The organism is Pseudomonas sp. B21-035 (genome assembly GCF_024748945.1).
GTDB lineage: Bacteria > Pseudomonadota > Gammaproteobacteria > Pseudomonadales > Pseudomonadaceae > Aquipseudomonas.
In genome coordinates, this window is the sequence record NZ_CP087179.1 from 3,506,605 (window position 1) to 3,527,662 (window position 21,058).

General features: G+C 64.8%; 22 protein-coding genes. 14 read left to right on the top strand and 8 right to left on the bottom strand.

All coding sequences use genetic code 11. The features are described from left to right. The first annotated feature begins 20 nt into the window (after window positions 1-20). Together LOY22_RS15890 and LOY22_RS15895 are read left to right on the top strand one after the other, a co-directional pair. Window positions 21-578 carry a helix-turn-helix domain-containing protein gene (locus tag LOY22_RS15890; protein WP_045194110.1) on the top strand — a complete coding sequence of 186 codons (558 nt, stop codon included), beginning with the start codon at window positions 21-23 and terminating at the stop codon, window positions 576-578. A 14-nt stretch (window positions 579-592) separates the two neighbouring features. Continuing rightward, a complete protein-coding gene (locus tag LOY22_RS15895) occupies window positions 593-1,102 on the top strand; it encodes a methylated-DNA--[protein]-cysteine S-methyltransferase (protein ID WP_213604021.1) in 510 nt (169 codons plus the stop codon). 235 nt (window positions 1,103-1,337) lie between these two features. Here LOY22_RS15895 and LOY22_RS15900 read toward each other — a convergent pair whose 3' ends face one another. From LOY22_RS15900 to LOY22_RS15910, 3 genes are all read right to left on the bottom strand, one after another. Continuing rightward, window positions 1,338-3,737 carry a TonB-dependent siderophore receptor gene (locus LOY22_RS15900; RefSeq protein WP_258593909.1) on the bottom strand — a complete coding sequence of 800 codons (2,400 nt, stop codon included), beginning with the start codon at window positions 3,735-3,737 and terminating at the stop codon, window positions 1,338-1,340. A 97-nt stretch (window positions 3,738-3,834) separates the two neighbouring features. Next, entirely contained in the window at window positions 3,835-4,800 is a 966-nt protein-coding gene (locus LOY22_RS15905; protein ID WP_258593911.1) for a FecR domain-containing protein, read from the bottom strand. Further along, entirely contained in the window at window positions 4,800-5,333 is a 534-nt protein-coding gene (locus tag LOY22_RS15910) for a sigma-70 family RNA polymerase sigma factor (RefSeq protein WP_093381507.1), read from the bottom strand. The genes LOY22_RS15905 and LOY22_RS15910 overlap by 1 nt, the downstream gene beginning before the upstream one ends. A 189-nt stretch (window positions 5,334-5,522) precedes the next feature. Between LOY22_RS15910 and LOY22_RS15915 the strand changes: the two genes are divergently transcribed. The 3 genes from LOY22_RS15915 (at window position 5,523) to LOY22_RS15925 (ending at window position 8,151) form a co-directional block, all read left to right on the top strand. Further along, window positions 5,523-6,110, top strand: coding sequence for an SMI1/KNR4 family protein (locus tag LOY22_RS15915; RefSeq protein WP_195884456.1), 588 nt, complete (start codon window positions 5,523-5,525; stop codon window positions 6,108-6,110). Window positions 6,111-6,204: 94 nt separating this feature from the next. Continuing rightward, entirely contained in the window at window positions 6,205-7,020 is an 816-nt protein-coding gene (locus tag LOY22_RS15920; protein ID WP_258593912.1) for a carbon-nitrogen hydrolase family protein, read from the top strand. A 36-nt stretch (window positions 7,021-7,056) separates the two neighbouring features. Then, window positions 7,057-8,151: a polyamine ABC transporter substrate-binding protein gene (locus tag LOY22_RS15925; protein ID WP_045194116.1), complete on the top strand. Its 1,095-nt coding sequence runs from the start codon at window positions 7,057-7,059 to the stop codon at window positions 8,149-8,151. A gap of 32 nt (window positions 8,152-8,183) precedes the next feature. Here LOY22_RS15925 and LOY22_RS15930 read toward each other — a convergent pair whose 3' ends face one another. After that, window positions 8,184-8,765, bottom strand: a complete 582-nt coding sequence (locus LOY22_RS15930; RefSeq protein ID WP_093381503.1) for a DUF4174 domain-containing protein — start codon at window positions 8,763-8,765, stop codon at window positions 8,184-8,186. 223 nt (window positions 8,766-8,988) lie between these two features. Here LOY22_RS15930 and LOY22_RS15935 point away from each other — a divergent pair, with 223 nt between their 5' ends. After that, window positions 8,989-9,492 (top strand): DUF1772 domain-containing protein, encoded by a 504-nt coding sequence (locus tag LOY22_RS15935; protein ID WP_258593915.1) that lies wholly within the window; start codon window positions 8,989-8,991, stop codon window positions 9,490-9,492. 62 nt (window positions 9,493-9,554) lie between these two features. Here the strand turns inward: LOY22_RS15935 and LOY22_RS15940 are convergent, their stop codons facing one another. Together LOY22_RS15940 and LOY22_RS15945 are read right to left on the bottom strand one after the other, a co-directional pair. After that, on the bottom strand, window positions 9,555-11,915 hold the full coding sequence (locus LOY22_RS15940; protein WP_213604015.1) for a DNA polymerase II: 2,361 nt from the start codon (window positions 11,913-11,915) through the stop codon (window positions 9,555-9,557). A gap of 66 nt (window positions 11,916-11,981) precedes the next feature. Beyond that, window positions 11,982-13,190, bottom strand: a complete 1,209-nt coding sequence (locus tag LOY22_RS15945) for an MFS transporter (RefSeq protein ID WP_093381498.1) — start codon at window positions 13,188-13,190, stop codon at window positions 11,982-11,984. A gap of 113 nt (window positions 13,191-13,303) precedes the next feature. On the opposite strand from LOY22_RS15945, the gene LOY22_RS15950 reads away from it, so the two are divergent. Then, window positions 13,304-14,209 carry a LysR family transcriptional regulator gene (locus tag LOY22_RS15950; RefSeq protein ID WP_093381496.1) on the top strand — a complete coding sequence of 302 codons (906 nt, stop codon included), beginning with the start codon at window positions 13,304-13,306 and terminating at the stop codon, window positions 14,207-14,209. Here the strand turns inward: LOY22_RS15950 and LOY22_RS15955 are convergent. Further along, window positions 14,206-15,105 carry a LysR substrate-binding domain-containing protein gene (locus LOY22_RS15955; protein ID WP_258593918.1) on the bottom strand — a complete coding sequence of 300 codons (900 nt, stop codon included), beginning with the start codon at window positions 15,103-15,105 and terminating at the stop codon, window positions 14,206-14,208. The genes LOY22_RS15950 and LOY22_RS15955 overlap by 4 nt on opposite strands. A 112-nt stretch (window positions 15,106-15,217) precedes the next feature. Between LOY22_RS15955 and LOY22_RS15960 the strand changes: the two genes are divergently transcribed. The 6 genes from LOY22_RS15960 to LOY22_RS15985 all read left to right on the top strand — a co-directional run bounded on the left by LOY22_RS15960 (window position 15,218) and on the right by LOY22_RS15985 (window position 19,040). Next, window positions 15,218-15,835, top strand: a complete 618-nt coding sequence (locus tag LOY22_RS15960) for a LysE family translocator (RefSeq protein ID WP_045194123.1) — start codon at window positions 15,218-15,220, stop codon at window positions 15,833-15,835. A gap of 118 nt (window positions 15,836-15,953) precedes the next feature. Next, window positions 15,954-16,682 carry a hypothetical protein gene (locus LOY22_RS15965; protein ID WP_045195644.1) on the top strand — a complete coding sequence of 243 codons (729 nt, stop codon included), beginning with the start codon at window positions 15,954-15,956 and terminating at the stop codon, window positions 16,680-16,682. 104 nt (window positions 16,683-16,786) lie between these two features. Further along, window positions 16,787-17,485 (top strand): AzlC family ABC transporter permease, encoded by a 699-nt coding sequence (locus LOY22_RS15970; RefSeq protein WP_045195646.1) that lies wholly within the window; start codon window positions 16,787-16,789, stop codon window positions 17,483-17,485. Further along, window positions 17,482-17,805 (top strand): AzlD domain-containing protein, encoded by a 324-nt coding sequence (locus tag LOY22_RS15975; protein WP_093381490.1) that lies wholly within the window; start codon window positions 17,482-17,484, stop codon window positions 17,803-17,805. The genes LOY22_RS15970 and LOY22_RS15975 overlap by 4 nt, the downstream gene beginning before the upstream one ends. Beyond that, the gene (locus tag LOY22_RS15980; RefSeq protein ID WP_045194125.1) at window positions 17,802-18,632 is read left to right on the top strand and encodes an AraC family transcriptional regulator; all 831 of its coding nucleotides are present in this window, start codon (window positions 17,802-17,804) and stop codon (window positions 18,630-18,632) included. The genes LOY22_RS15975 and LOY22_RS15980 overlap by 4 nt, the downstream gene beginning before the upstream one ends. A gap of 12 nt (window positions 18,633-18,644) precedes the next feature. Further along, window positions 18,645-19,040 (top strand): hypothetical protein, encoded by a 396-nt coding sequence (locus tag LOY22_RS15985; protein ID WP_093381488.1) that lies wholly within the window; start codon window positions 18,645-18,647, stop codon window positions 19,038-19,040. Window positions 19,041-19,059: 19 nt separating this feature from the next. On the opposite strand, the gene LOY22_RS15990 is transcribed toward LOY22_RS15985, so the two are convergent. After that, window positions 19,060-19,830: a helix-turn-helix domain-containing protein gene (locus tag LOY22_RS15990; RefSeq protein ID WP_045194127.1), complete on the bottom strand. Its 771-nt coding sequence runs from the start codon at window positions 19,828-19,830 to the stop codon at window positions 19,060-19,062. Window positions 19,831-19,930: 100 nt separating this feature from the next. Between LOY22_RS15990 and LOY22_RS15995 the strand changes: the two genes are divergently transcribed. Further along, window positions 19,931-21,058, top strand: a complete 1,128-nt coding sequence (locus LOY22_RS15995) for a Bcr/CflA family efflux MFS transporter (protein WP_258593922.1) — start codon at window positions 19,931-19,933, stop codon at window positions 21,056-21,058.

Sequence of the window (21,058 nt, forward strand, 5' to 3'; positions counted from 1 at the left end):
ATGACCGGTATAGAGAACACATGATCGAAGCCCATTCCCCCATCCTGCTGCTGGCCAGCGCCATCCGCCGCGAGCGCGAGCGCCTGGGCCTGTCGGTGACCGAGCTGGGCAAGCGCGCGGGCCTGGCCAAGTCGACCCTGTCGCAACTGGAGTCCGGGGTCGGCAACCCCAGCCTGGAAACCCTCTGGGCCCTGGCCACTGCGTTGCAGGTGCCGGTCAGCCGGCTGATGGGCCAGCCGCGCCAGCACGTGCAGGTGATTCGCGCCGCTGAAGGCGCCGCCAGCCATAGCGAGCAGGCCCATTACGCCGCCACCCTGCTCGCCGCCTGCCCGGCCGGGGCGCAGCGCGATATCTACCGGCTGCGGGTGCAGCCGGGTGAACCGCGGCGGTCAAAACCGCATCCACCGGGTACCCTTGAGCACGTGATCCTCTGCAGCGGCCGCGCCCGGGTCGGCCCGCTCGAGCAAGCGGTGACCCTGGAGGCCGGTGACTACATGAGCTATTCGGCCGACGCCCCGCACGTGTTCGAGGCCCTGGCCGCCGACACCCTGGCGGTGATGCTGATCGAACACGGCTGAATCGAGGACTGCCCATGAGCGAACTGCTGCTGCGCCGCCTGCACCTGCCGGAGCCGATTGGCCAGGTGCTGATCGTCGGCGATGACCAACGGCTGTTGGCGCTGGAATTCGATGAGCCAGAAAAACGCCTGCTGCGGTTGCTGCGCACCCGTTTTGGCGCCGCTGTGCAATTACGCGAAACCGCTGGGCTGACGGCGCTTGCCGATGCTGTGCAGGCTTATTGCTCAGGCCAGTTGCAGGCGTTTGATGCGCTGGCAGTTGATGCCGGCGGCACGCCGTTCCAGCAACGGGTGTGGGCGGCGTTACGGGAAATTCCGCCAGGCACTACCCGCACCTACGGGCAGATTGCTGCACAGCTGGGTAACCCGGCAGCTGCACGGGCAGTGGGCTTGGCCAATGCGCTGAACCCGGTGAGCCTGGCCATTCCCTGCCATCGGCTGGTGGGCAGCAATGGCGCACTGACAGGTTATGGCGGCGGTATTGAACGCAAGCGCTGGTTGTTGCAACACGAACGCCACGCCTAGTTATATTATTTATAGATGTTATAATCGTCAGTTAATTGTTTTGGAGGGCAGTTTATGACTACATTTCAATTCATTGCCGGCATGGCCTTCTGCTTTGCAGCCCTTGCGCTAAAAGCCTACCTGATCCTGAAGCCGCCCGTAGAAGCCGGGCCTGACGCTCGATAAGCATATATAAGCCGGAATAACAGAACGCCCCCTTTTTTATAGATCAAGGGGGCGTTTTTTATTTAACCGATCAGAAATCCCAGCGCGTGGTCAGCATCAAATTGCGCGGGTCACCGTACGACATCGAGTTATAAAAACCGATGTTGGTGTAATAACGTTTATCGAACAGGTTATTGGCATTTACCGTGGCCGAAAAACGCTCGGTGAACTGGTAGCGGGCCATCAGGTCCACCAGCCAGAACGGGTCCTGGGCGAACTCCTCGTCGATGCCCTTGGGGCGGTTGCGCAGTACCTGCCAGCCCTTGCCCTGCCAGCGCGCGCCGCCGCCGACCGTCAAGCGATCAAGCGCGCCCTTGAGTTTGTAGCTGGTGTAGAAGCTGACCTGGTCTTGCGGCTCCCAGGTCGACACCTTCTGGCCATCGTCATCGCGAATCACTTTGTGGGTGTAACCGCCCTGCAGCTGCCAGCCCGGCGCCAGCTCACCCGAGACTTCAGCTTCGAAGCCCTTGGTCTTGGCTTTGACGCCCATCCAGGCGAAGCCCACCGCCGGGTTGGTCGGGTCGCCGTTGTACTGGTTGTCCTCGACGGTGCGGTTGCTCTGGTGGATCTCGAAATAGGCAAGGCTGGCGTTGACCCGGCCATCGAGGAACTCGCCCTTGATACCCACCTCGTAGTTCTGCCCTTCGTCCGGGTCCAGCAGGCGGTCGGTGCGGTCGCGGAACCAGCTGTCCTGAGGCATGAAGATGTCGGTGTAGCTGGCGTACAGCGAATAGGTGTCGTTGAGGTCATAGACCGCGCCTACGTAAGGGATCAGGCGGTCGTTTTCCTTGTTGTCGGCGTCGATGCCGTCGTAGCTGTAGTTGACCAGGCGCCCGCCGAGCAGCAGGGTCAGGTCGTCGATCGGGTGCAGGCGCGCGGTGAGGTAAGTGCCGTTCTGGCGAACCTTGTCGTCGGTGCGCGCCGACACCGGGCCCCAGTCAGGTTCGGCGATGTCGCCGTCCCAGTTGGGAAAGTCGAGGATGTTGTTATTGGCATGGGTAACGTCGCGGTAGTCGTTGCCCTTCCAGCGCGAGGCGGTATAGGAGTTGCCGATCACCAGTTCATGCTCGCGGCCGAACAGCTGGAACGGCCCGCTCAGGTACAGGTCGAGGGAGTCGCTCACGGTTTCGCCGGTGTACTTCTGCGCATAGATGCCGGCGGTGCCGTCCTTGCGTGGCTGGTAGCCCTGGATCGAGCCGAGCGGCGCGTGGTAGCCGTTGATCTTGTGATCGAACTGGGCCTTGGCCACCCAGCCGTTGTCCAGGTGATGCTCAAGGCTGGCGAACACGGTGCGGGTGTACTGCTCCCAGCTGCTCCATTTCGCTGCGTTGTTGAAGTGGTGCGAGACATTGTTGGTGTCGCCATTGCCATCGTATAGCGGCACGGTGCCCGACCAACTGGAGCCTTTGGGGTTGTTGTCCTGGTAGTCGGCGCCGACGGTCAGCAGGGTGTCGGGGTCGAGGTCGAACTCGAGGATGCCGTAGTAGACGCTGGTCTTGCGCTGGTAGTGGTCGAGGAACGAGTGCTTGTCCTGATAGGCCGCCACCGCCCGGCCACGCACGTTGGCGCTGTCGGTCAACGGGCCGCTGACGTCCAGTTCGCTGCGGTAGTTGTCCCAGCTGCCGGCGCCCAGATCAAAATGGCCCTTGAACTCGGCGGTGGGTTTCTTGCGCACCAGGTTGATGGTCGCGCCCAGCGAGCCTGCGCCGGTGAGCAAGCCGGTGGCGCCCTTGAGCACTTCGACGCGGTCGTAGATGGCCATGTCGCTGAGGCTGTTGCCAGCCGAGTAACCGACGTTGCGCGAAGTCGAGGGAATGCCGTCGTACTGGAAGTTGCTGATGGCAAAGCCGCGGGCGTAGTAGCTGTTGCGCTCGGTGTCATAGGCCGAGACGGTGATGCCCGGGGTGTGGCGCATCACATCGTCGATGTTGTTGAGGCCGAAGTCATCCATGTGCTGGCGGGTCACCACGGTGATCGACTGCGGCGTCTCGCGCGGGGTCAATACCAGGCGTGTGGCGGTGGCAATGGTGCCGGGGGTGTAGGAGCGGCTTTCTTCGGTGATGGTCCCCAGCTGGTTGCTGGTGACCTCGGTGGCGCTGAGGTTGATCGCACCCGCCTCGTTCACTTCGCGCACCAGGCTGTAGCGCCCGTCGGCTTCCTTGATCAGCGCCAGGCCCTTGCTGGCGAGCAAGGCGCGCAGGCCCTCCTCGACCCCGTACTGGCCGTGCAGGCCTTCGCTACGCTGGCCCCGGGTCAGCGCCGGGTCAAATGACAGCACCACGCCGGCCTGGGCGGCAAAACGGGTCAGCACCTGGCCAAGATCGTCCTGGGCCAGGTCGTAGCTGCGCGCGGCCGATTCGGCCTGGGCCATGCTCAAGGGCAACAACAGCGCGCAACAGCGCAGGGCGTGGTGAATCGGGCGGGTTCTCATTCGATGCGTTCTCTTCTGGTTGGCATTCAGGCAGTGGGCCTGCCTTCCATAAGTCGAACGACAAGACGAATTAATATCATTTGCATGAAAAATACTTTTATTTGCGTGCCTCTACCGTCACCCAATACGGCGTGCGCTGGCTGACCCGCACCGGCAACGTGCTTTCAAGGGCGCGGAAGATCTGTGCCTGGTCGTCGAGCCTGAAGGTGCCGCTGATGCGCAGCCCCACCACTTGCGGCGCGCAACGCAACCAGCCGCGGCGGTAGCGCGCCAGGTCAGCGATAAAGGCCCCCAGGTACTGCTCGTTGGCGATCAGCAGGCCCTTGCTCCAGGCATCCAGGTTGCCCTCCAGTGGCGAACTGAGCACCAGCGCCGGGTTGGCGAAGCGGCATTGCTCGCCCGCCTCCACCAGCGCACCGCCGCCCTGCTCGCCCGCCAGCACCTGTACGCGGCTTTCGAACACTGCCAGGCGTGTGGTGTTTTCGCCGGCCAGCAGCGAAAAGCGTGTGCCCAATGCCTGCACGGTGCCGTGGCGGGTTTGCACCAGGAAGGGCCGGTTGGCCGGGTCCTTGGCGGTGGTGATCAGCACCTCGCCATCGCGCAGCACCAGCAGGCGCTGTTGAAGGTCGAAGCGCACATCCAGGGCGCTGGCGGTGTTGAGCTGCACCTGGCTGCCGTCGTCCAGGGTCAGGTTCAGGCGTTCGCCGGTGCGGGTGTGATAATCAGCGAACCAGGGGCCCTGGCGCGCCTGCTGGTAACCGCCCCACCCCACAGCACCGGCTCCCGCCGCCAGCACCAGCCCCTTGAGCACATCGCGACGGCCCAGCGCCGGTTGCTGGCCGGCCAGTTCCAGGGTGCGCCCGGCCAGGCGCGTGGGCATTTGCTGCAGGCGTTGCTGCACCCGCTCGACCTGCTGCCAGGCCCAGCGGTGCTGCTCGTCGGCCTGCAGCCAGGCGTGCCAGGCGGCGTGTTCGGCGCTGCCGGCGCTTTCGTCACCGAGGCGCGCACGCCATGCGGCGGCCTGCTCAAGGGCAGCGAGCTGGCGCGAATCGAGGGCGGCCATCAGTCAGCCTCGTGTTGCAGGCTGTACAGCGTGCAATGGTGCAGGGCCTTGGCGATGTCACGATTGACCGTGACCACCGAGATGCCGAGGGTTTCGGCGATGGCCTTGTAGGTCATGCCGTCCAGTTGCGAGAGCAGAAAAGCCTTGCGCACCCGGGCGCCGAGGCCGGCGAGCATGGCATCCAGCTCGCACAGGGTTTCCAGCAGGATCGCCCGCGCTTCAGCGGAAATATCCAGGGCTTCAGGCTGCTCGGCCAGCGCCTGCAGCCAGGCGCGTTCGAGCCGCGCACGGCGAAAATGGTCGATCATCAAGCGCCGGGCGATGGTCGCCAGGTAGCCCCGCGGTTCGCGTACGGCGCGCAGGCGGTCGACGGCATCGTCGGCGCTGAGCACGCGGACAAACACGTCCTGCATCAGGTCGGCGGCCAGGTCATGGCACGCCACTCGCGGGCGCAGCCAGCCGGTCAGCCAGCGGTGATGAGCCTGGTACAGGTGGCTGACCTGCTGGCGCAGGGCGGGGTTGGAATCGCTCATGATGACTCGAAAAAGTAAATGAGAATTTCTATCATTCTATGCGAATGTAGGACGCCGGTGGAAGCGCGGCGTCAGGCTGATCACGGGCCAAGTCGAGTCGTCGCACCGCCGCGCCCATAGCACTGGCAATCCCGGTGAATTTCAGTCAGCCTGCCACACACCTCTGCGCTTTCAGGAAGGAACCGCCCCATGTCACTCGTCGAAACCTACCTCAGCGGCCTGCGCCAGGCGCTGCCAAGCGAAGAGCTTGAACAATTGAACCTCGCCCACGGCGCTTCGGCCGCAGACCTGCAAAAACTCAGCGCCCACTACCCGCTGTGCCCCGACAGCCTGCTGCGATTGCTCGGGCAGATCGACGGCACTCATTTTCGTGATTACCCGGGCGGCACGGTCATCGTCCTGGTGCTCGGTTCGGACGTGTTCGAATACCCCTATTACCTCAGCGCCAGCGAGCAGATCCTCGAAGACGCCCGGAGCTACACCGACAGCATTCGCGGCATGTACGGCGAGTACCTGGAGGAATACCCGGAAACCGTCGGCGCGGGCATCGACAGCGACCTGGCCATGAACCAGCGCCTGTGTTTCTCCCATTGCATGAACAACGGCGGCAGCTCGAAGCTGTACATCGACTTCAACCCCGCCGCCGGTGGCACTGTCGGCCAGGTGGTGCGCTACCTGCACGACCCGGACAGTTATGAAGTGATCGCCGACAGTTTCGATCAGTACCTGCAGCAACTGATCGACGATGACTTTGCCTTTGTCGAACGCGAGATCTGAGCGCCATTACCCATTCAGGGTTACTCCATCAACGTAATTAACGCCCACGCCGTCGCGCCGCATACTCGGTTCCAGCCCCCCGCAAGGAACCCCGATGAAGATCGAACTGATACAACTCGCCGGCCGCGACGGCGATACTGCCTACAACCTGCAACGCACCCTTGAAGCGATCGCCAGTTGTGCGGCCGACACCGACCTGCTGGTGTTCCCGGAAACCCAACTGATGGGTTTTGCCAGCGCCGAACAGCTGCCAAAGGTTGCCGAAACGGTGGACGGCCCCAGCGTCCAGGCGGTGTTGCAAGCGCTACGTGAACGTGACGTGGCGGTGGTGATCGGCCTGGCCGAAAAGGCCGATGGCCGCTTCTACAACACCTCGCTGCTGCTGACCCCCGAAGGCATCGCCCTGCGCTATCGCAAAACCCACCTGTGGCCCTCGGAGCGCGGCCTGTTCACCCCCGGTGATCGCTACGCCACCACCACCTTCAAAGGCCTGCGTATCGGCCTGCTGATCTGCTACGACATCGAGCTGCCGGAAAGCAGCCGCGCCCTGGCGCAACTGGGCGCCGAGCTGATCGTGGTCAGCAACGGTAACATGGACCCCTACGGCCCGGTGCACCGCACCGCGATCATGGCCCGCGCCCAGGAGAACCAGGCCTTCGCGCTGATGGTCAACCGCGTCGGTGCAGGCGATGACAACCTGGTGTTCGCCGGTGGCAGCGCCGTGGTCGACCCGCACGGGCGCCTGCTGTTCGAAGCCGGGCGCGAGCCCTGCCGGCAGCTCATCGAACTGGACCTTGGGCAACTCGAACTGGCTCGCTGCGACTACGACTACCTGGCCGACCGGCGCCTGCACCTGCCTGGCCAGCGCCTTGAACACGCCGATGGCCGCCGCGAACTGCTGATCCCCTGAGCGCTACCCTTATAACAAGAATCCGGAGTGCCCTTCATGAAGTCGATCCGTCGCCTGCCCCTGGCCCTGGCCGCGCTGCTAAACCTGGCCGCCGCCCAGGCCGCCGCGCCCAGCGTGCACATCTATAACTGGTATGACTACATCGCGCCGAACACCACCAAGGAGTTCCAGCAGGCCTCGGGCATCGCCCCGGTGTATGACGTGTTCGACAACAGCGATGTCATGCAGAGCAAGCTGATGGCCGGGCGCAGCGGCTATGACGTGGTGTTCGCCAGCGCCGACCTGCTGCCCAACCTGATCAAGGCCGGGGTGCTGGCCGAGCTCGACCGCAGCCAGTTGCCCAACCTGGCGCACCTGGACCCGCAGATCCTCGCCAAACTGCAGGGCAACGACCCCGGCAACCGCTTCGCCGCCCCCTACTTATGGGGCACCACGGGCCTGGGCTATGACGTCGACAAGGTCAAGGCGCGCCTGGGCAAGGATGCACCGCTCAACTCCTGGGACCTGATCTTCAAGGAAGAAAACCTCGCCAAGCTGGCCGACTGCGGCGTGGCCATGCTCGATGCACCCGGCGAGATCATCCCCATCGCCCTGCACTACCTGGGCCTGCCCTACAACAGCAAGAACCCCGAGGACTACCGCAAGGCCGAGGCGCTGCTGCTCAAGGTGCGCCCGCACATCGCCTACTTCGACTCCTCGCGGTTCATCTCCGACCTGGCCAACGGCAACGTGTGCGTGGTGCTCGGCTGGTCTGGCGGGGTGTTCGATGCCAAGCTTGCCGCCAACAACGCCAACAATGGCCGCGACATCCGCTACAGCATTCCGCACGAAGGCGCACCGTTCTGGCTCGAAAGCATGGTCCTGCTCAAGGACGCGCCCAACCCGCAGCAAGGCCTGGCCTTCATCGACTACATGCTGCGCCCCGAGGTAATCGCTGCCTCGACCAACTACCTCGGCTACCCCAACGCCAACAAGGATGCCGCGCCGCTGGTAGACGCAAAAATCCGCGACAACCCCTCGGTGTACCCGCCCCAGGCGGTGCTCGACACCCTGTTCGCCCTGGAGCCGCTGCCACTCAAGTACGAACGCATCCGCACCCGGGTGTGGAGCAAGGTCAAGACCGGCAGTTAGTTGCCCGAAGGGGGCTCGGCGACCGCTGAGCCTCAATCCTCCAGCGGCTTGGGTGGAGGCAGGGGCTTAGGAGGTTTCGCCGGTTTGGCCGGTTTGCCATCCTTGCCGGGCTTGGCGTCCTTGTCCTTCGTGGCGTCGGTTTTCAGGTCGGCAACGGTCGGCGGCACGATGGCTTTCTCTGCCGCTGGCAACTGGTCGACCGCATCGAAAATCGCCTTGGGCTCGAGGGTGCCGGTGTGTTCGATCCGGTGCTGTTCGCCGTCTTTGCCTACCAGTACCACCTGGGTGACCATCGTATCCCGGGCACTGAACTTGAACCGGCGGATCAGGGCCATGGTCTCCTGTTGATCCATGAACTTGTCATCGCGCTTGCCGATCATGCCGGCAACGCTGTACAGCACCAGCTTGCGCTCCTCGAATGCCGCCTTGCTGGCCGGGTCTTCCAGGGCCTTGTTCAATTCGCGCAGAGTCGGGTCGGCGGTGCTGGGGGCAAGGACTACCAAGGGACGGGCCTTGTTCAGATCCCGGGCCAGAGGGTCATCGCTATCGGCAGCGAGGGCAGGACCGGCAACAAAGGCCAGCAAGGCGGCGAGGGTCAGTGACCGAACAAGCATGCGCATCTCCTTTCAATTTCCATGCATCAAAGACTACAAATCGCGACGAAAGATCCGGGTTGCGAGCCTAAACTACAGGGCCAGATGAGTGGGCAAAGCAAAGGTAACTTCCGATTACCAAGTGCGACCTTGGATACCTACCGAAAGGTCTGTCATCCGATTCTGAGGATAGCTGAAGGCCGCCAGCCATGCCCGTCGACCACCCTGGAAAAAGGCCTGAACCATGAGCATTGCCGATACCCTGCTGTTGCTGCTGATCCTTGTTACCGCCCTGGGCTGTGGGTTGATGGGCGGGTTGTTCTTCGCCTTCTCAAACTTTGTCATGCAGGCCCTGGAGCGCATCCCGGCGCAGAGCGCGGTCACCGCCATGCAGTCGATCAACCAGGTGGTGCTCAACCGCCTGTTCCTCTCGCTGTTTCTCGGCACCGCCATCACCTGCGCGATCCTGCTGGCCTGGGCCTGGCTGCGCTGGCCACTGCCCGGCAGCTTGTGTATCGGCATCGGCAGCGGCCTGTACCTGCTCGGCAACGTACTGGTGACCCTGCTGTTCAACGTGCCGCGCAACCAGAGCCTGGCGCGCCTGGACCCGGCCAGCAGCGAAGCGGCCAGTGCCTGGCCTACCTATGCACGGGTGTGGAACCGCTGGAACCATGTGCGCACCATCACCGCCCTGGCGGCGACGGCGTGGTTGATGGTGGCCTTGCTGCGGGTGGTGTGGACTCAATAGCGGCTGCGACGCAGCCATCGCTGGCAAGCCAGCTTCCACAGTGTCGGTGCATGCAGGTCCGGCTAGAACAAGCCCATCTGCCGATCGATCAGCGCCGTGAAGTCATCCTCCACGAACGGCAGGATCGCATCCGCCACCGGCTGCAGTTGCCGGGTCAGGTAGTGGTCGTAATCGATCGCCGAATGCCGCGTCTCCAGCGGCTCCGGCCCCGCCACGGTTATCACGTAGCTGATCCAGCCGCCATTCTGATACTGCCGCGGCCGGCCCTGACGGTCATTGAAGTCATCGGCCATGCGCGCCGCCCGCACATGCGGCGGTACGTTGCGCTGGTAGTCAGCCAGCGGGCGGCGCAGGCGCTTGCGGTAGATCAACAGTTCATCCTGCTCACCGGCCAACGTCTTGCGCACATACTCACGCAGGTACTGCTGGTAAGGCTGGCGCTTGAAGATGCGCTCGTACAGCTCCTGCTGAAACTGCCGGGCCAGCGGCGACCAGTCGGTGCGCACGCTTTCCAGGCCCTTGTAGATCATCTCTTCAGTGCCCTGGCCACGTTGCACCAGGCCGGCATAGCGTTTCTTGCTGCCTTCTTCGGCGCCGCGAATGGTCGGCATCAAAAAGCGCTTGTAGTGGGTTTCGTACTGCAGCTCCAGGGCACTGTCCAGGCCATAGCTGTCGCGCAGGTGCTCACGCCACCACTGGTTGACCTGCTGCACCAGCTCGCGGCCGATCTGCGCCGCGTCCGCCTCGTCATGGGCACGCTTGAGCCAGACGAAGGTCGAGTCGGTGTCGCCATAGATCACAGTATAACCCTTGGCTTCGATCAACTCGCGGGTACGGCGCATGATCTCGTGGCCGCGCATGGTGATCGATGAAGCCAGGCGCGGGTCGAAGAAGCGGCAACCGCTGGAACCGAGTACGCCGTAGAAGGCGTTCATGATGATCTTCAGCGCCTGGGACAGCGGCGCATTGTGCTCGCGTTTGGCTGTCTCGCGGCCCTGCCAGACCCGCTCGACAATCGCCGGCAGGCAATGCCGGCTGCGGGAAAAACGCGCCCCGCGAAAGCCTGGCACCGAGGTCTCATCGCCCGGCTCGCGCAAGCCTTCGACCAGCCCCAGCGGGTCAATCAGAAACGTGCGGATGATCGACGGATACAGGCTCTTGTAGTCGAGCACCAGCACCGACTCGTACAAGCCCGGTCGCGAATCCATGACAAAACCGCCCGGGCTGGCCTCCTCCGGGCGCTCGCCCTGATTGGGCGCGACGAAGCCCTGGCGGTGCATCAAGGGCATATACAAATGACAGAACGCCGCCACCGAACCGCCGCTGCGATCAGCCGGCAAACCGGTGACCGTGGCCCGTTCGAGGAGGAAGGTCAACAGTTCGGTCCTGGCGAAGATCCGCGTCACCAGCTCGCAGTCCTTGAGGTTGTAGCGGGCCAGGGCCGGCTTGTCCTCGGCGAACATGCGGTTGATTTCGTCCATGCGCTGGTACGGGGTGTCGATCGCCTTGCCTTCGCCGAGCAGGGTCTGGGCGACGTTCTCCAGGCTGAACGAGGGGAAGCTCCAGGTCGCCGAACGCAGCCCTTCGATACCGTCGATGATCAGCCGCCCGGCCGCCCCGGCAAAAAAATGCGCGCGGCTGCCGTGCTCGCGCCAGTCCATTGCCTCACCGCCACGGCCCAGGCGCAGCGGCACCTTGAGCTGGGTGGCGTGCTGCTGCAGTACGCGCAGGTCAAACTGCACCAGGTTCCAGCCGATGATCGCATCGGGGTCGTGCACGGCCAGCCAGTCGTTGAGGCGTTCGAGCAATTGAGCGCGGCTGTCGCAGTATTGGAGGTCGAAATCCACGCCTGCGGCGTCGCCATTGGCCGGGCCGAGCATGTACACCTGGCGCTGGCCACAGCCTTCGAGGGCAATCGAATACAGCTCGCCGCGTTCGGTGGTTTCGATGTCCAGCGACACCAGCTTGAGCGTGGGACGGTAATCGGCGGCGGGCTTGAGCTGGGCGTCGATCAACACGCCGCTGGCATCCGCCGTGCCGCTGAAGCTGACCGGCGCGGTGATGAAGCGCTCCATCAGGTAGCGCTCCGGCGGGCGCACATCGGCTTCGTAGATTTGCACGCCGGCGGCGCGCAGGCGCTTTTCCAGCTGGATCAACTGGCGGTGCTGACGGCAGTACAAGCCCAGCACCGGCCGTTGTTCGAAATCGCGCAGGGCCAGCTCGCGCAACTCGACCTCGCGCTCGCCGCGCAACACCGCCTCGGCCTGGCGCCGCTGCTCGGCGGGGACGAACGCCACTGAAGTCTGCAGCGGCAGACGCAAGCGCCGTGGGCCCTGGTCGGTGGCCAGCCAGAACTCGACAACGGTACCGGCCGGGGTATCGCGCCAATGCCGGGTCAGGACAAAGCCCTGCTGTAACTCCACCGCTGCAACCTCGAAAACGCCTGTGTATGCGCCGATTCTACCCGTCTGCGCGGCGGCCTGGCGAACTTAGCTCGGCACCCGTGCGCCCGGGGCGAAACCGTGGCCATGGGCGCGACCGGCAATCAACAGGGCCAGGGCGATCAGCGCCAGCAACACCCAGGGGAAACTGCCCACGCCCCACTGGCTGAGCAACACACCGCCAAGCAGGCCACCGGCGGCAATGGCCGAGTTCCATACCGTGACGATCATCGACTGGGCGACATCGGCGCCCTCCCCGGCGGCATCGGCGCTGGCGGTTTGCAGCAGGGTTGGCGCGCCGCCGTAGGTCAGGCCCCAGAGCGCGACACTGACATACACCAGCGGCGCCGACTGGCTGACAAAACCAAGCACCAGCGCCACCACGGCAAAACCGAACAAACTCAGCAGGACCATGTTGCGCAGGTGCTTGTCGATCAGCGCACCGACCACGCCGATGCCGGCCAGGGCGGCAATGCCGAAGGTCAGCAGGACCATGCCGGTGCTCGCCGCCAGGCCCACCGAGGCCAGGTACGGCACGATGTAGGTGTACAGCACGTTGTGCGCCAGCACCCAGCTGAGGATCACCAGCAGCACCGCCAGCACCCCGGGTGTGCGCAGCACCTGAGCGATACCGGGGCGTTGGCCGGGGGCATGGCCGTCGAAATCCGGCACCTTGCACAGCACCCAGGCCACCAGCACCAGGGTCGCGCCGGACACCAGGGCAAAGGTCATGCGCCAGCCCAGCAACTCGCCCAGCCAGGTGCCGGCCGGCACCCCCAGCGACAAGGCCACTGGCGCACCAATCATCGCCACCGCCATGGCCCGGCCTTGCTGCTCGGGGCTGACCATGCGCCGTGCATGCCCGGCAATCACGCCCCAGGCCAGGCCCGCGGCAACACCGGTCATGAAGCGCGCGACCAGGGTCAGCCAGTACGAGCTCGACAACGCCGTCACCGTGTTGAACAGCAAGAAGCCGATAATCGCCAGCAACAGCACCGGCCGCCGGCGCCAACCCTGGGTCAGGGTCACCAGCGGGATGGCGGTCAAAAGCGAGCCCAGGGCATAGACGCTGACCATCTGCCCGGCCATCGCCTCACTGACCTGCATGCCGCTGGAGATCTGCCCAAGCAGCCCGGCCGGCAAGGTTTCGCTGAGGATGGCGATAAAGCCGGTCATGGCCAGGGCCAGCAGGCCGCTGACCGGCAAGGGCTGCTCCAGTGCGGCCGGCCCATCGGCGCTGCAGCTGATGTGGGTCATGGTGAAACTCCTGTAGGAAAGATGGGCGAACCTTAAGCCTGCGCGCACTGCGGAAAAAGCCGGGTACAATTCCGCTCATAACGGATACGGGTGTCCGCAATCGGGAAATGCAGATGGATAGCCTCAGCGGTTTCGTGGTGTTCGTGCGGGTGGCAGAAACCGGCAGTTTTGTCGGCGCTGCGCAGTCGCTGGGGGTCAGCGCCTCGGCCATTGGCAAGCGCGTGGCGCGCCTGGAGCGCCGCCTGGGCGTACGCCTGTTTCACCGCAGCACGCGCAGCATCACCCTCACCGCCGAGGGCAGTCAGTTTCTGGAGCGCAGCCGGCGCATCCTTGCCGAGATCGAGGCCACCGAGCTTGAGCTGTCCCAGGCCAGTGAAGTGCCGCGCGGGCGTTTGCGCATCAGCCTGCCGCAAGTCACTGCGCTGGTGATGCCGGCCTTGAGCGAGTTCATGGCGCAGTATCCGGAGATCGAGCTGGACCTGGATTTCGACGACCGCATGGTCGATATCATCGGCGAAGGTTTTGACGTGGTAATGCGCGGCGGCACGCCCAGCGACTCACGCCTGAGCGCGCGCTTTCTTGGCCATTTTCACCATGTACTGGTGGCCTCGCCGGCGTACCTGGCGCGCAATGGCAGCCCCGCGCACCCCGCCGAACTGGCCCGCCACACCTGCCTGCACTACCGCTTCCCGAGCACCGGCAAGCTCGAACAGTGGCCGCTGCGTCAGGAGCCCGCCGGCCACGCCTATGAGATCCCGGTGTCGATGGTCTGCAACCACGTCGACACGCGCATCTGCTTTGCCATGCGCGATCGCGGCATCACCTGCATTCCCGACTTCACCGTGCGCCAGCAGTTGCAGCGCGGTGACCTGGTGACCGTGCTCGATGACTACATGGAGCGCCGCGGCAGCTTCTACCTGCTGTGGCCCTCGGGGCGGCAAGTGCCGCCACGGCTGCGGGTGTTCATCGACTTCATGAGCACGCGCCTGCTGCCCGATGCTGGCGCGCCGCAGTATTAGTCATATAAATAATCAAAGCCTTGGGCAGGCAATTGTGGCACCTGCTGCACCAGGAACGCCCCCAGTTGTTGCACCTGGCGGGCCTTGGGGCTGGCCTGCAGCCAGGCCAGGTAATAGCCCTCGCCGGTGGCCACCGCCTGCGCAAACGGCGTGACCAGGCGCCCGGCGGCGAGCTCGGCGCTGGCCAGCAACAGGTCGACCACGGCCACACCCAGGCCTTGCTGAGCCGCCGAGATGCCCTGGTCAAGGGTGTCGAACAGCTGGCCGCGCTCAAGGCTGATGGCCGCAGCCCCGGTGCGCTGCAACCAGCGCCGCCAGTCGCGCCGGTCGGGAGATGGGTGCAGCAGCTCGCAATGGGCCAGGTCTGCCGGGTAACCGGGCTGGCACACCGGTACCAGCCATTCGTCAAACAGCTTGAGGCTGGCGATGCCGGCGCCGAAATGTCCGTCGCCCAACAGGATCGCGCAGTCGTAGGGCTCGCTGTAAAAATCCACCGTATCGATGTCCATCCACACGCTGCTCAGTTGCACCTGAGCGTGCTCTTCACAGTGCTTGAACAGCGCCAACTGGCCAAGCAACCAGCGCACGGTCAGGGTCGAGGGCGCCTTCAGGCGCAGTTGCTGGCGGTCCTGCCTGAGCAGGCCACAGGCGCTTTCGATGATCTTGAAGCCGATTTTCAGCTCCTGGGCCAGCAGCCGGCCCGCTTCGGTCAGCGCCACTTTCGGCCCGCGGCGCTCGAACAGGGCGCAGTCGAACAGACCTTCGAGGGTTTTGATGTGATGGCTGATGGCGCCCTGGGTCAGGGCCAGTTCTTCGCCGGCGCGGGTGAACGAACCGTAGCGCGCGGCCACCTCGAACGCCCTGAGCGCCTGCAATGCGGGAATGCGTTCGGTCATGGCCGCCTCTAGCATGAGTAAAACTAATAGAAGGCCACAGTAACAGGCGTTTTACAACCGGACCGGGCCTGCCGAGAATTGCGCTCCCGCCAAACGCCCTCGAGACCCGCCCGTGAACAGTGCCCTGCTTGCTACCTACGCCCTGACCGTTGTGCTGCTGATCGCCAGCCCCGGCCCGGTGGTGGCGCTGGTGGTCAACACCACCGCTCGCGCCGGGCGCAAACAGGCACTGCTGACCGCCCTGGGCACCAACGGCGCGTCACTGGTGCTGATCGCCCTGGCGGCGCTGCTGATCTTCAGCAGCGCCGCGATCAACCCGCTGCTGCTTAGCGCCTTGAGCGTGTTTGGCTGCCTGTTCATCGGCTTTCTGGGCCTCGGCGCGCTGGCCGAACTGCGCCGGCCCGCGCACGCCGCAGCGCCGCATGCGGTGCGCCAGGGCGGGCTATGGCAGGGGTTTGCCATTGGCCTGTCGAACCCCAAGGACATTCTGTTTTTCGTCGCCTTCTTCCCGCAGTTCATTCAGGTCACCGAGCAGTTCAGCCACAGCCTGATGCTGTTGGCGCTGGTCTGGCTGGTGCTCGACCTGGGCATTCTGGGCCTGTACATCCTGGTCATCGGCCGCCTGGCCGAGCGCCTCGACCGGCGCCTGATCAGCGCCATCAGCGCCGTGGTACTGCTGGCCATCGCCGCCGTCGGGCTGGCCTACAACATCCGGCAACTGTTGCCCTGACGGGCTACGCTTTCGGGCGCGGGCCCGGAGCGGTTAGAATGGCGCGCTATCACCCAGGCCAGCCACACTATGGACAGTCGGATTGAACCCTGAACAGCGCAGTCGTCTCCAAGCCAACATGCATACTCGCCCGGCCCCGAACTCCAGAGGCACTTCCTTGATCCGCTCGCCCCTTTTGCACGGCCTGCTCGCCGTCGTGCTGCCGACTTCGGTACTGGCTGCCGGCGTACAGATCGACCCGCATGCCGACCTGCTGTACCGCCAGGCCGTGAGTTTGCTGGAACAGGCCGATAACCAGAGCGCCAGCTTCACCCTCAAGACCAGCACCACCGACCAGGATCTTGCCCAGCAAGGCCAGGCCCTGGGCCGCACCCTGGCGCCTGCGGTGAGCCTGTTGAAAAAAGCCGTGGAGCTTGACCACCCGGCTGCCCAGTATCGCCTGGCGCTCTACTACATCACCTACCTGCCGGCAGCACAGATTTCCGCTGCCGCCTGCCCGCTGCTCGAAGCCAGCATGGGCCAGGGCTTTGCCCCGGCGGCCCTGGGCATCGAGAACTGGTGCCCCAACTACAGCCGTAGCGACTACCGCAACGCGCTCGAAAGCGTGCCAAACCTGGCCAGCCTGTACGCCCCCTACTACCCGCAACCGGCCGTGCGCCTGTTGTGCCATCGCGAGCAACCGCAGGGCCTGGCCATGCAGTGGGGCCGCCAGCGCGACTACCAGGCCGAGGTCTACCGCCTGCTGGCCAGCGCCGACCCGGCGCAGAGCAAGGCCTACTGGCAAAAAGCGGTGGACATCAATGGCTGCATCGCCGCGCAGCGCCGCCTGGCCAGCAACCACTACTGAGCGCCAAGCCCTCTGCCGCGCCGCTGACAGCAAGATCGTTCAAGTCAGCGGCGCCCGCCTCTGGCATGCTGTACAACCTTGTTCATTGGTTGTTGCTGCCGTCCATGTCCAGTCCGCCGTTCGCCCGCCAGGCCTTCATCCGTGGCGCCATCGCCATCCTGCCGTTGTCCCTCGCCGTCGCTCCCTGGGGGCTGCTGGCCGGTTCCATGGCCATCGAAGCCAACCTCAGCCCCTGGGAAGGCCAGGGCCTGTCGGCGATCGTCTTTGCCGGTGCCGCGCAACTGGTGGCAATCGGCATGCTCAAGGGCGGCGCCAACCTGTTCTCGATCCTGCTGACCACCCTGTTGCTGACTTCCCAGCATCTACTCTACGGGCTGTCGATGCGCCCGGTGCTGTCGGGCCTGCCGACCCGCTGGCGGCTGGGCCTGGGCTTTTTGCTCACTGACGAGTTCTTTGCCCTCACCAGCCAGTACGACCAACAGCAGTTCAATCGCTGGTATGCCCTGGGGGTCGGCCTGACGTTCTACATTGCCTGGAACCTGTTCACCCTGGCCGGGATCATCCTCGGTCAGAACATTCCGCACCTGGACCAACTGGGCCTGGATTTTTCCATCGTCGCCACTTTCGTTGCCCTGATCGCGCCGCTGGTGCGCAACCTGCCCACCGTGGTGTGCGTGGCGGTGTCGCTGTTCTGCTCGGTGCTGTTCAGCGCCTGGCACTGGGACATCGGCCTGGTGGCCGCCGGGTTGCTGGGCATGAGCGCCGGCTTTGTCTGCCAGAAATTCAGTGGAGCACGCGCATGATCTTCGCCCTGATTATCGGCATGGGCCTGCTGGTGTTCCTCAACCGCTATGCCTTCCTGGAACCGCGCCTGCCCTTGCGCCTGAGCTCCAATGCCCGGCAGTTCCTCGGCTTTGCCGTGCCGGGCATGCTCACCGCCATTTGCGGGCCGATTGTGTTCTTGCCCGGGCACCAGCTCGACCTGAGCCTGAGCAACCCGTACCTGGTCGGTTCGGTAGTGGCGGTGGTGCTGGTGCTGTTGACCCGCAGCACCTTGATCAGCATGCTGCTGAGCATGGCCTTCTTTTTTGTCTTTCGTTGGTGGTTGAACGGCAGCCCATGAACCCTGCACACAAGGAACAGACCCGCTTCTGGCAAGCCTCGGCGCTCGGTGATACCGAGATGCTGCACGCGCGTTATTTTCAGCAGCGCTTCGCTCCCCATGTGCACGAAGGCTACGTGATCACCATCATCGAGTCCGGTGCCCAGCGTTTCTGGCACCGCGGCAGCGAACACCTGGCGCCGGTGGGCAGCATGGTGCTGATCAACCCCGACGAGCTGCACACCGGTGCCAAGGCCAGCGAAGATGGCTGGCGCTATCGCGGTTTTTACCCCGACAGCGAGCGCATCACCGGCGTGCTCGACGAGCTGGAGCTCAAGCGCGACGGCCTGCCGCGCTTTGACGCCAGCGTGCTGCACGACCCGCAACTGGCCAAAGCCTTCAGCTGGCTGCACTGCTCGGCCGAACACGGCGCCAGTGCCCTGGAACAACAAACCGCCTGGCGCGAAGCGGTGCTGTTGCTGGTGCAACGCCATGCCCGCGCCGGCACCGCGCGCACGCCCGGCAACGAACCCTGCGCCGTGGCCCGGGCCAAGGAACTGATGGACAGCCGCCTGGCCTACCCGCCATCGCTGGAAGAACTGGCCACGGCAGTCAACCTCTCGCCCTTCCACTTTGCCCGGGTGTTCCGCCAGGCCACCGGCCTGCCGCCCCATGCCTGGCTCAAGCAACGGCGCTTGAGTCGCGCCCGCGAACTGCTGAAAAACGACTGCCTGCCGTTCAACGTCGCCTTCGCCCTGGGCTTTTCCGACCAGAGCCATTTGAACCGGCAGTTCAAGCAAGCCTATGGCGTAACGCCGGGCGAGTACCGGCGCGCCTGCATTCACTGACGGACCAACCCCATGCCCTACCCGCTTGCCTACCGCTGGTTCATCCACAAAGGCCTGACCGACTGGGAGCCGTGGTATTTCTGCGACACCCCGGCGTCACTGCAACAAGGCCCGGACCTGAGCAAAAACGCCTTCGCCGCCCGGGCCTTTGCCAAGGAGACCGGCGCGGACTTCGAGGTCTACCTGTTCGCCCGCCGCCAGGACCGGGAAGACTTTGCCTTCTTCGTGGTGCGCGACGGGGTGATCGAAGACAAGGTAATCACCGCGCACCTGTCGTTCGCCGACAAGCTGGAGCTACGCTCGCGGCTGAGCTATGAACAGGTGACCCGCAGTTTCAGTGAGTGGGTGGCCGAAGTGGCGCTGGCCGATGCCGTGGAGTGGATGAGCGAGGACGACCTGCAAGATTGAGCCTGGGCTGCTCTTCTGCTCAGCGGCAATACGCCCGCGGCGTGCTGCCGGTCATGCTTTTAAAGAAAGCGATGAACGCACTGTCGCTGGCAAAGCCCAGCTCCAGCGCCACGTGGGTCAGCGGCTGATGGATCGCCAACTGCTCCACCGCCCGCACCAGCCGCCACTGCTGGCGCCATTGCTGGTAGGACATGCCAGTGTCGCGGCGAATCAAGCGACCGATGGTTTTCTCGCTGGCGCCCACTGTGCGGGCCAGCTCTTGCAGCGGCGGCGGTAACTGCTCAAGGTTCTCGACCAGGCGCGCCAGGCGCCGGTCCCTGGGCAGCGGCAAGCGCATCGGCTGCTGCCCGGCAGCCTGCAGTTCGGCGATGCACAGGCCGGCCAGGTGCGCGGCGGCGCCTTGGCTCCAGTCGGTTTCGAACGGCGCCAGGGCGATGCGTTCGAGCAGTTCGCGCAGCAGCGGGTTGACGTCGAGGATCACCACTTCATCCGGCAAACGCGGCCAGTGGCGGGTGTCCAGGTACACCGAGCGATAGTCCACGGTCGCCCGCATTCGCGCCCGATGGGCTACGCCGGCGGGAATCCAGGCCGCGCGGGTCGGCGGCAGCAGGCAGAGCAGGTCCGGCGCCTGGGCATCGATGCGCACACAGCCCTGGCGGGTGAACAGCACCTGTCCCATACGGTGCTGATGGACGCCGGAATCGTGCTCGCCCAGGGCCGAGCAGATACCGACGATGGGCGCATCGACGTGCTCGGGGTTGAAGAGGGCGGTAGGTTCCAGCCAGGCCATGCAGGTTGTCCGATTTTCACTATTTCTAGACCAGACCGCGACAATACACCCATCGCCCGCCGCCTACCATGAGCGCCCTTTTACCCACGGGACCCTGCTCATGACCCAACGCACCTGGTTGCCCCTGGCCACGGCCCTGCTGATGTTCCCGCAGATCGGCGAAACCCTCTACAGCCCCGCCCTGGTGGATATCGGCCAGGGCTTTGGGGTAACGCCTGCACAGGCGGGGCAAACCCTGTCGCTGTATTTCGCCGCCTTTGCCGTCGGCGTGCTGGTCTGGGGCCGCCTGTGCGACCTCTGGGGCCGACGCCCGGCGTTGCTCGCAGGCTTGCTGCTGTACGGCCTGGCTTCGCTGGCGGCCCTGTTGGTCACACATTTCGCCGGCCTGCTTGGCGCGCGCATCGTCGCCGCGTTCGCCGCAGCGGTCGGTTCGGTGGTGACGCAAACCGCGCTACGCGATGCATATAGCGGTGCGCAACTGGCGCGGGTGTTTTCCCTGATCGGCATGTTCCTGGCCATCAGCCCGGCGATTGGCGTGCTCAGCGGCTCGCTGCTGACCCAGGCCTTGGGTTACCGTGGCGTGCTCGCCGCGCAGTTGCTGATGGCCCTGGCGTTATGGCTGTGGAGTTGGCAACTAATGCCGGAAACCCGCCCGCAAACGCCCCACCACGCCAGTGTGATCGGCACCTTGCGGCGCATGCTCGGTGATCGCCGGGTGCTGCTGGCGACGCTGCTGGTGGCGTTGTTCAACATCGGCGTGTTCAGTTGGTACAGCCTGGCACCGTTCATTTTCCAGCGTTTGCAGTTGCACAGCCTGTTTGGCTACAGCGGCGTACTGCTGGCGCTGGGCTCGCTGCTCGGCGCGCGCCTCAATGCGCGATTGCTGGCACGGGGTGTCAGCCAGGCAACCCTGCTCAACCTGGCATGCGCGGTGAACCTGCTGGCGGCGCTGGCGATCCTGCTGCTGGGCGAGCACTGGCTGATCGCGGTGGCCATGGCCTTCATGCTCGGCGCCTTCGCCATGGCGATTGCGTTGCTGCTGGGGTCGGCGCTGATCGAGTATGGCGATTGCCGGGGGACGGCGGGGGCGTTGTTCGGGTTGTTGTATTACGCGTTGATTGGCGCGGGCCTGGCGCTGGCCGGCTGGAGCCAGGCGCTGGGAGCAGCGCTGGTCTGCTGCTCCGTTTGCACCGCTGGCGCAGCCGCTTTCTACCGGCCACGGGCATGA